This window comes from Roseateles sp. (assembly GCF_046300915.1).
Taxonomy (GTDB): Bacteria; Pseudomonadota; Gammaproteobacteria; order Burkholderiales; family Burkholderiaceae_C; genus Kinneretia.
The window spans coordinates 1-8788 of sequence record NZ_JBKCLH010000127.1 but is presented as its reverse complement, the minus strand read 5'-3'; the positions used below and the strand labels follow the sequence as shown (position 1 = coordinate 8788).

The 8788-nt window shown below is 67.1% G+C and carries 7 protein-coding genes and 1 pseudogene; 6 read left to right on the top strand and 2 right to left on the bottom strand.

Annotated features, from left to right (window positions below; translation table 11 throughout):
• The 4 genes and pseudogenes from ACK5F2_RS09400 to acnB form a co-directional block, all read left to right on the top strand.
• Positions 1-430 (top strand): annotated as a pseudogene (locus ACK5F2_RS09400) (hypothetical protein); the annotation flags it as partial.
• A gap of 84 nt (positions 431-514) precedes the next feature.
• Positions 515-760, top strand: a complete 246-nt coding sequence (locus tag ACK5F2_RS09395) for an AbrB/MazE/SpoVT family DNA-binding domain-containing protein (protein ID WP_226878154.1) — start codon at positions 515-517, stop codon at positions 758-760.
• A gap of 10 nt (positions 761-770) precedes the next feature.
• On the top strand, positions 771-1220 hold the full coding sequence (locus ACK5F2_RS09390; protein WP_409864281.1) for a type II toxin-antitoxin system VapC family toxin: 450 nt from the start codon (positions 771-773) through the stop codon (positions 1218-1220).
• Positions 1221-1250: 30 nt separating this feature from the next.
• Positions 1251-3842 (top strand): bifunctional aconitate hydratase 2/2-methylisocitrate dehydratase, encoded by a 2592-nt coding sequence (gene acnB, locus ACK5F2_RS09385; RefSeq protein ID WP_409864279.1) that lies wholly within the window; start codon positions 1251-1253, stop codon positions 3840-3842.
• A 95-nt stretch (positions 3843-3937) separates the two neighbouring features.
• Here acnB and ACK5F2_RS09380 read toward each other — a convergent pair whose 3' ends face one another.
• Both ACK5F2_RS09380 and yegQ read right to left on the bottom strand, forming a co-directional pair.
• Positions 3938-5473: a protein adenylyltransferase SelO gene (locus ACK5F2_RS09380; protein ID WP_409864278.1), complete on the bottom strand. Its 1536-nt coding sequence runs from the start codon at positions 5471-5473 to the stop codon at positions 3938-3940.
• A gap of 71 nt (positions 5474-5544) precedes the next feature.
• The gene (gene yegQ, locus ACK5F2_RS09375) at positions 5545-6960 is read right to left on the bottom strand and encodes a tRNA 5-hydroxyuridine modification protein YegQ (RefSeq protein WP_409864277.1); all 1416 of its coding nucleotides are present in this window, start codon (positions 6958-6960) and stop codon (positions 5545-5547) included.
• 44 nt (positions 6961-7004) lie between these two features.
• Between yegQ and ACK5F2_RS09370 the strand changes: the two genes are divergently transcribed.
• On the top strand, positions 7005-7271 hold the full coding sequence (locus ACK5F2_RS09370; RefSeq protein WP_409864276.1) for a helix-turn-helix domain-containing protein: 267 nt from the start codon (positions 7005-7007) through the stop codon (positions 7269-7271).
• A 272-nt stretch (positions 7272-7543) separates the two neighbouring features.
• Positions 7544-8788 (top strand): serine/threonine protein kinase (locus ACK5F2_RS09365; protein WP_409864275.1); only part of this gene is annotated, 1245 nt, incomplete at its 3' end.

Here is an 8788-nt window from a genome sequence, read left to right as displayed (position 1 = left end):
CCCGCCCCCGCCGGTCTTGGCCGAGGCCGATGCCGACCAGCTCGCCGCGACCGAAATGGCCTTTCTGGGCACCTATGACTGCGAGTTCAAGCAGTCGATCAGCATCACCCGCAACACCACACCGGGTTATCTGGACGTGGCTTGGCAGCGGCACACCTTCACCATGAAGCCCGTGCTCTCCAGCACCGGCGCCCTGCGCATGGAGGACGTCACGGGCAAGACCCTGATGATCCAGATTGGCAACAAGTCCATGCTGATGGACACCAAGATTGGTCAACGCCTGGTGGACGAATGCATCCACCCCAAGCAGCGCGAGATCATTGAAGCCGCCAGGGCTGCCAAGGCCGCCGCAGCCGCCTCCGGCATCACGCTGGATCATGGCGGCCTGGGGATTGAACCCCGCGTGACCGCACCCGTCACCAAGCTCTGAGTATGGCGGGGCGCACGCCCCGCCGGCCTTGAAAGTATGTAGAATTCATCCATACTTTTAAGGCCATACCCAGGAGCCGACAGCATGGAAGCCACCGTTGCAGAGCGCGGGCAGATCACCCTGCCCAAGGCCGTGCGTGACGCACTGGGTTTGACCAAGGGCACCACGCTCAAGGTGGAGCTGGACGGCGCCCGCATCATTCTGCGCAAAAACGTCGACGACGCCATCTCGCGCGCCCGCGGCCGCTTCAAGCTGCCCGAGGGCACCAGCACCGACGACATCATGCGCGAGCTGCGCGGCCGCGCCCCGGGTGATCCGACCGAGGCCTGACACGGAGCGCATGAACCCCATGATGGCCGTAGACACCTCGGTGCTGATCGATCTGTTGGGCGACGACGCCCGTGCGGACGCGGCCGAGGCTGCGCTGCGCCTGGCCCTGTCCAGCGGCCCCGTGGTGGTCTGCGATGTGGTGCTCAGCGAGGTCACGGCCGGCCTGGGCCACGGCGCCGAGGTCATGGACGCGCTGGAGGAGATGGGCCTGGCCTTCTCGCCCATCGACCAGCGCGCCGCCATCCGGGCCGGCGAGATGCAGCGCAAATACAAGCAGCGCCTGCGCGAAAAGCAGGAGGCCGGCACCCTGCCCGGCTCCGCCGCCGCGCCCCGCACGATTCCCGACTTCCTGGTCGGCGCCCATGCCCTGCTGCAATGCAGCGGCCTGATCACGCGCGACCAGGGTTTCTTCCGCGACTACTTCAAGGGGCTCAAGGTCATCGTACCGAGCGCCCCCTGAGCCCCTTCAACCGACACCAACGGAGTACGCATGCTGCAAGCCTACCGCCAACACGCCGCCGAACGCGCCGCCCTCGGCATCCCGCCCCTGCCCCTGGACGCCAAGCAGGTAGCCGAGCTGATCGAGCTGATCAAGAACCCGCCGGCCGGCGAAGACGCGTTCCTGCTGGACCTGCTGACCCATCGCGTGCCCCCGGGCGTGGACGACGCCGCCAAGGTCAAGGCCTCGTTCCTGGCCGCCGTGGCCCATGGCGACATCCAGGTCGGCCTGATCTCCAAGGCCAAGGCCACCGAGCTGCTGGGCACCATGGTGGGCGGCTACAACGTGCATCCGCTGATCGAGCTGCTGGACGACGCCGAAGTCGCTGGCGTGGCAGCCGAGGGTCTGAAAAAGACCCTGCTGATGTTCGACTACTTCAACGATGTGGCCGCCAAGGCCAAGGCCGGCAATGCCAAGGCCCAGGAAGTGATGCAGAGCTGGGCCAACGCCGAGTGGTTCACCTCGCGTCCGGAAGTTGAGAAGAAGATCACCGTCACCGTCTTCAAGGTGCCCGGTGAGACCAATACCGACGACCTCTCGCCCGCGCCCGACGCCTGGAGCCGCCCGGACATCCCGCTGCATTACCTGGCGATGCTGAAGAACACCCGTCCCGACGCGGCCTTCAAGCCCGAGGAAGACGGCAAGCGCGGCCCGATGCAGTTCATCGAAGACCTGAAGAAGAAGGGCCACCTGGTCGCCTACGTGGGCGACGTGGTCGGCACCGGCTCCAGCCGCAAGTCCGCCACCAATTCGGTGATCTGGGCCACCGGCCAGGACATTCCCTTCGTGCCGAACAAGCGCTTCGGCGGCGTCACCCTGGGCGGCAAGATCGCCCCCATCTTCTTCAACACCCAGGAAGACTCCGGCTCGCTGCCGATCGAAGTCGACGTCAGCAAGCTGGAAATGGGTGACGTCATCGACGTGCTGCCCTACGACGGCAAGCTGGTGAAGAACGGTGAGACCGTCGCCGAGTTCAAGCTCAAGAGCGATGTGTTGTTCGACGAAGTGCGCGCTGGCGGCCGTATCAACCTGATCATCGGCCGTTCGCTGACCGCCAAGGCGCGCGAGTTCCTGGGCCTGCCCGCCAGCACCCAGTTCCGACTGCCGCAGGCCCCCGCCGAATCCAAGGCCGGCTTCACCCTGGCGCAGAAGATGGTCGGCCGCGCCGTGGGCCTGCCGGAAGGCCAGGGCGTGCGCCCGGGCACCTACTGCGAGCCCAAGATGACGACCGTGGGTTCGCAGGACACCACCGGCCCCATGACCCGCGACGAGCTGAAGGACCTGGCCTGCCTGGGCTTCTCGGCCGATCTGGTGATGCAGAGCTTCTGCCACACCGCCGCCTACCCCAAGCCGGTGGACGTCAAGACCCACCGCGAGCTGCCCGCCTTCATCAGCAACCGCGGCGGCGTGGCCCTGCGCCCGGGCGACGGCGTGATCCACAGCTGGCTGAACCGCCTGCTGCTGCCCGACACCGTGGGCACCGGCGGCGACTCGCACACCCGCTTCCCCATCGGCATCTCCTTCCCGGCCGGTTCGGGTCTGGTCGCCTTCGGCGCCGCCACCGGCGTGATGCCCCTGGACATGCCCGAGTCGGTGCTGGTGCGCTTCAAGGGCGGGTTGCAGCCCGGCGTCACCCTGCGTGACCTGGTGCATGCCATCCCCCTGTACGCCATCAAGGCCGGTCTGCTGACCGTGGCCAAGGCCGGCAAGAAGAATGTGTTCTCGGGCCGCATCCTGGAAATCGAAGGTCTGCCCGACCTGAAGGTGGAACAGGCTTTCGAGCTGAGCGACGCCTCGGCCGAGCGCTCGGCCGCCGGCTGCACCATCAAGCTCAACCCCGAGCCGATCAAGGAGTACCTCACCAGCAATATCGTGCTGATGAAGAACATGATCGCCGACGGTTATGCCGACGCCAAGACCCTGCAGCGCCGCATTGAGAAGGTCGAGGCCTGGCTGGCCAAGCCGGACCTGCTGGAAGCCGACAAGGACGCCGAGTACGCCGCCGTGATCGAGATCGATCTGGCCGACATCACCGAGCCCATCGTCTGCTGCCCCAACGACCCGGACGACGCCAAGTTCCTGTCCGACGTGGCCGGCACCAAGATCGATGAAGCCTTCATCGGTTCCTGCATGACCAATATCGGCCACTTCCGCGCTGCGGCCAAGCTGCTCGGCGGCCAGCGCGACATCCCGGTCAAGCTGTGGGTCGCGCCGCCGACCAAGATGGACCAGAGCGAGCTGATCAAGGAGGGCCATTACGCCGCCTTCGGCACCGCCGGTGCTCGTACCGAAATGCCGGGCTGCTCGCTGTGCATGGGCAACCAGGCCCAGGTCCGCGAAGGCGCAACGGTCATCTCCACCTCCACCCGCAACTTCCCCAACCGTCTGGGCAAGAACACCAATGTGTTCCTGGGATCGGCCGAGCTGGCAGCCATCGCCTCGCGCCTGGGCCGCCTGCCCACCAAGGAGGAGTACCTGAAGGAGATGGGCGTGATCGACGCCGACAAGGCCAGCGTCTACCGCTATATGAACTTCGACCAGATCGAGGAATACGCAGACGTGGCCAAGGGCGTGAACGCCTGATCGCTCGCGACCTCGCGCAAATGAAAGGCCCGCTTCGGCGGGCCTTTTTCATACCTGCACGCCAGGCTGATCACATCGCCACCGCGGCGAACACCTCAGGTGCCGCAGAAGGTCTGGTAGCGGGCCGTGAACTCGATGGGCGCCGCTTGGGCCAGATCCGAGAGGGCCGCGTCATGCGTAAAAGGCTGTCGCAGCCCCGCCAGCAGGCGCTCGAAGGGCCGCAGATCGCCTTGATCGGATGCGGCGGACAGGGCCGCCTCGACTTGATGGTTGCGCGGCACGATCCACGGATTGGTCCGCCGCAGGCGTTCGCGCTGTTGCTGGGGAGCATCGCCCTGCCCGATCAAGGCCGCATGCCAGCGCTGCCGCCATGCGAGCCAGGCCGGTGCATCCACGATCAGCGGGTGCAGGCCCGGCGCATCGGCCTCCTGCGTTGCCGCCGGCAGCAAGTCGGCCAGGGCGTGAAAACCCAGCGTGAAATCAGCTCGGGCCTGCTGGAGCAGGTCCAGAAAGTCCTGCACCAGCGCATCGTCGGGGCTGCTGTGGGGGCCATCGCGCAAACCCAGCTTGGCCAAAAACACCTCGCGCCAAGCCTCGGCAAACTGGGCGGGAAAACGCTGCAACTGCGCACTGGCCAGCTCAATGGCCCGCTCGGCATCCTCACCCATCAAGCTCAGCAGGCTCTCGGCCAGACGAGCCAGATTCCACTGTGCGATCCCGGGCTGGGCCCGGTAGGCGTAACGGCCATATTGATCAATGGAGCTGAACACCGCCTCGGGCTCATAGGCTTCCATCAGGGCGCAGGGGCCGAAGTCTATGGTCTCGCCGCTGATGGTCATATTGTCGGTATTCATCACGCCGTGGAGAAAGCCTATGCCCATCCACTGCGCCACCAGCCGCGCCTGGCGCTGCTGAACACGCTCCAAAAACGCCAGCACCTGATCCGGCGCTGGCCCCAGGGTGAGCAGATCCGGGTCATGGCGGCCCAGGGCGTGGTCCAGAACACGTCGCAGCATGGCCTGATCCTGCCGGGCTGCAAAGAACTCGAAGGTGCCGACACGCAGATGGCTCGCGGCCACACGGGTCAGCATGGCGCCGGGCAAGAGGCGTTCGCGACGCACCGACTCCCCCGTACGCACCGCCGCCAGCACCCGGGTGGTGGGCAGGCCCAGGGCATGCAGGGCCTCGCCCATCAGGACCTCGCGCAGCACCGGGCCGACGGCGGCCTTGCCGTCGCCGCGGCGGGCAAAGGCTGTCGGACCCGAACCCTTGAAGGCCAGGTCATAGCGCCGTCCCTGGGGCGTGATGGCGTCGCCCAGCAGCAGGGCCCGACCATCGCCCAGCTGGGGCGAGAAGCCACCGAACTGGTGTCCGGCATAGGCCTGGGCCAGCGGCTGGCTGCCGGGGACGGCAAGCTGGCCGGAGAACCAGCCCAGGCCCTGCGCGCCACCGAGCCGCTCGACGTCCAGGCCCAGCTCCTGCGCCAAGGGTGCATTGAAGTACAGCCAGCTCGGCGCCGGACTGGGCTGGGCTTGCGCTGGAACGCCCGCCTCGGGCAGCTCACGGGCGAACTGGTTGTCAAAGGGGATGGGGGCTTGCGCCTCGCTGGGGCCAGCTGCGGTCTCGGTCATGCCCGCACTCTAGCGAGAAGCCCGGGCCCGCGGGTAAGCGGGGCCATAGGGGCAGCCCTGCCCCCGGGGCGTCAGACCAGCAGACGGGAGATCAGCCCGCCCTCGGCCGGCAGGCCCAGCGGCACCCAGACGCGCACCGGATCGCCCGGAGCCACCTGAACGGGCTCGCCGTCCAGGTTTTGCATCTGCTTGAGCTCGATGACCCGGTTGCCACTGGGATGCAGGAGCTCGATGCGGTCGCCCACGGCGAAGCGATTCTTGGCCTGCACCTGCACCCAGCCGTCTTCCCGCACGGCGGTCACTTCCCCGACAAAGTGGCTGCGGTGCAGCTCGCTGTGACCGCTGATGTAGTTCTGGTAGTCCTGGGCCGGACGGCGCTCCAGCAGACCGCCGGTGTAGCCGCGGTTGGCCAGACCTTCCAGCTCCAGCAGCAGCTCGGGGTTGAAGGGGCGACCGGCCGCGGCATCGTCAATCGCGCGCCGGTAGACCTGGGCGGTGCGGGCCACGTAATAAAGGCTCTTGGTGCGGCCCTCGATCTTCAGCGAATCCACGCCAATCTTGGTGAGGCGCTCCACATGTTCGACCGCGCGCAGATCCTTGCTGTTCAGGATGTAGGTGCCATGCTCGTCTTCCATGATGGGCATGAGCTCGCCGGGGCGCCCCTTCTCCTCCAGGAAATAGACCTGGTCGGCCGCCGGGTGGCGCTGGCCGCCGCCGCAGGTGGAGAAGCTGCTCTCGGCCTCGGCCTGGGCCTCGGCGAAGTTGAAATCGCGCTCCAACTTGCCCACAGGCACGGCTTCGCCGCTGCTCGAGTCCTCGCTGGCAGGCTGGGTGCCGTACTCCCAGCGACAGGCATTGGTGCAAGTGCCCTGGTTGGGGTCGCGGCGATTGAAATAGCCCGAGAGCAGACAGCGGCCCGAGTAGGCGATGCACAGGGCGCCGTGCACAAAGACCTCGATCTCCATGTCCGGGCACTCATTGCGTATGCCCTCGATCTCGTCCAGGCTCAGCTCGCGCGAGAGGATGATGCGCTCCACCCCCACCTTCTGCCAGAACTTCACCGCCGCCCAGTTGGTGGTGTTGGCCTGCACCGAGAGGTGGATGGGGACCTTGGGGAACAGACCCTTCTCCATCTGAGCCAGCACCTGCATGATCAGACCGGCATCGGCCATGATCAAGGCATCGGGCTTGAGTTCCACCACCGGCTGGATGTCGCGCAGATAGGTGCGCACCTTGTCGTTGTGCGCAATCAGATTGCTGGTGACAAAGAACTTCTTGCCGCGCTCGTGCGCCTCGGCAATACCCTGGGCAATCTGCTCCAGGCGAAATTCGTTGTTGCGAGCCCGCAGCGAGTAGCGCGGCTGGCCGGCGTAGACGGCATCGGCGCCGAAGTCGTAGGCCGCGCGCATCTTGGCCAGGGAGCCGGCCGGCAGCAGCAGTTCGGGGGCACGAAAGACATTCTGAGACATGGCCTGATTGTCCTTCATCGGTTCGCGAGCTTTGACTCAGCCGCATGGGCCACAATCCCGCCATGGCCCGAGGCAAACATGTTTCCACCGAGATCGATCCGGCCGCCCTGGCCGCCATCCAGGCCCTGGGGGCTGCGGCCCGGCAGGCGCGGCTTCAGGCCGGCGATGGCCAAGCTGCAGCCGCGACGCGATTGGGCGTTCATGTACAGACCATCGGCCGTATTGAGTCCGGTGAGCCCGGCGTGGCCATCGCCCACGTGCTGGGCATGCTGGCCCTCTATGGCCTGGGCGCCAGCCCCGTCCCGCTGACACCCGCCGAGCCCGGCTGAGCAGAGGGGCGGCCAAGGCCCCGTGCGGCTCGACACTGCGGAGGCAGCCAGGTCGCCAGCGTGACGCTGGGAGCACCGAATCCCCTGCTGCCCCAGGTTTACCCTGGGAAAATAATCCCACCTTCGGGGGGGGGGCGATCCTCAGATGTAACGCATTTTTGCGACACTCACCGCAACCCGCTTGGCGCCCTGCGTCGTCAAGCGGAACGTCTCTCCCTCGCTCTGAGCGAGCATCAGGTCAGCGCCTTGCGCCGCCCTCAACTCCCGCCACGATGCACATTGCCGGATACCGTCTGCACGAGCTGATCTACGCCAACGGCGCTACCGTGGTGGCGCGCGCCAGCGGCCCCGAGGGACAGACCGTGGTGCTCAAGTACCTGGACGGGGAACAGCCTTCGGCGGCCGTGGTGGCCCGCTGGCGCCATGAGCATGCGGTGCTGCAGCGCCTGGACTCGCCCTGGGTGATCCGCGCGCTGGACCTGCTGGAGTCGGAGCGCCGCCCGATACTGGTGCTGGAAGACTTCTCGGCCTGCAGCCTGGCCCAGCTGATCGAGCGCCAGTCCCTGAACCTGGAAGAGCGCCTGACCCTGGCCGTGCAGCTCTGTCAGGCGGTCAGCGCGGTGCATCAGCACGGCCTGATCCACGGCGATGTGGCGCCCAAGAATGTGCTGGTGGACCTGGCGGGCCTGCGCATCAAGCTCTGCGACTTCGCCCTGGCTCTGCCTCTGAATCCGCTGGGTGCCTCCCAGCAGTTGGAACCCGGTGAGGCCCTGCGCGGCACCCTGGACTATGTCTCGCCCGAGCAGACCGGCCGCACCGGGCTGGAGCTGGACCACCGCAGCGACTTCTACTCCCTGGGCGTCAGCCTCTACGAGCTGCTGTCGGGTCGCAAGCCCTTTCGCTTCGAAGATCCTATCGCCCTGCTGCATGCCCAGCTGGCCCTGAGCCCTACGCCGCTGCACGAGCTGGACCCCGAGCTGCCGCCTGCCCTATCAGCCCTGGTGCACAAGCTGCTGGCCAAGCATCCCGACGACCGCTACCAAAGCAGCTACGGCCTGCTGCAGGACCTGAACCACTGCCTGACGCAGTGGCGCGATCAGCGCCGCATCGAGCCCTTCGTGCTGGCGCGCGCCGACATTCCCGAGCGCCTGTGCATCGCCCAGAAACTCTACGGCCGCGAGGCGGCCAGCCAGCAGCTGCGCGAGGCCTTCGAGCGCGCGCGCCAGGGCCGGCCCGAGCTGCTGCTGGTGGGCGGCTATTCGGGCATAGGCAAGACCGCCTTGGTGGGCGAGCTGCAAGGCCCGGTGCTGGCCCAGCGCGGCTATTTCCTGCGCGGCAAGTGCGACCAGTACAGCCGCAACGAGCCCTACGCCGCCTTGGGTCAGGCCCTGCGCCAGCTGCTGCAGCAGCGGGCTGCCGAAGAACGCGAGCGCCGCCAGCACTGGCGCGCCCTGCTGCTGCAAAGCCTGGGCGACAACGCCGCCGTGGTGGGCGCATTGCTGCCCGACCTGAGCCTG